This is a genomic window from Caballeronia terrestris (assembly GCF_001544515.1).
GTDB lineage: Bacteria > Pseudomonadota > Gammaproteobacteria > Burkholderiales > Burkholderiaceae > Caballeronia > Caballeronia terrestris.
This window is the reverse complement of the sequence record NZ_FCOL02000489.1, coordinates 1-992: the sequence shown is the minus strand read 5'-3', so window position 1 is coordinate 992 and position 992 is coordinate 1. Positions and strand designations below refer to the sequence as shown.

At 64.5% G+C, this 992-nt stretch carries 1 protein-coding gene; it reads left to right on the top strand.

From position 1 onward, the window contains the following. Window positions 1–992 (top strand): YeiH family protein (locus AWB67_RS38480; protein ID WP_143746832.1); only part of this gene is annotated, 992 nt, incomplete at both ends.

Below are 992 nucleotides of genomic sequence, written 5' to 3'. Positions count from 1 at the left end.
AAGCTATCAACCCGCGGCCAGTTAAACGGCATCCTGTTCGTCGCGCTCTTCGCGGCTGCCATCACCCGGCTCGCGTCGATGCCGGCTATCGCTGGACTCGGCGTGAGTCCGCTGATCGTCGGGATCGTCGCGGGTGCGATCTACGGCAATGCGCTGCGCCACGGCATGCCGGAAAGCTGGGCGGCAGGCGTCAACTTCTCCGCGCGCAAGCTGCTGCGCATCGCGGTGGCGTTTTTCGGCTTGCGCGTGAGCCTTCAGGAAATCGCGCAGGTCGGGCTTGCAGGCGTTACCGAGTCGGTGCTGATCGTCGTGAGCACGCTTGCGATCGGCACGTGGGCTGGCATGAAACTGATGAAGCTCGACCGCGATACCGCCCTCCTCACCGCCGCCGGCAGCGCGATCTGCGGCGCGGCGGCCGTGCTCGCGTTCGAATCGACGCTGCAATCGAAGCCGCACAAGAGTGCGATGGCGGTCGGCAGTGTCGTGCTGTTCGGCACGCTCTCGATGTTCCTCTATCCGCTCGCGATGCACGCTGGCTGGCTGCATCTCGATACGCTCGGCGCCGGGCTCTTCTTCGGCGGCACGATTCACGAAGTGGCTCAAGTGGTCGGCGCGGCGAGCAATGTCAGCCCGGAAGCGACGCACATCGCGACGATCGTCAAGATGACGCGCGTCATGCTGCTCGTGCCCGTGCTGCTGGCGATCGGGTTTTGGATTAACCGTTCGCGGGCATCGGCAACCGGCGCTCAAAAGGGCAAGCTCGCCGTACCGTGGTTCGCGCTCGGCTTTCTCGCACTCGTGATCGTGAATTCGCTGCACATCCTGCCGGAAGCCGCAACGAGCACGCTCAACACGCTCGACACCTTCGCCCTCACGATGGCGATGACCGCCCTTGGCATGGAAACGCGTTTCTCGCAAATTCGCGAAGCCGGTCCGCGTGCGCTGGCAACTGGCGCGATCCTGTATGCATGGCTGATCGGCGGTGGATTGGC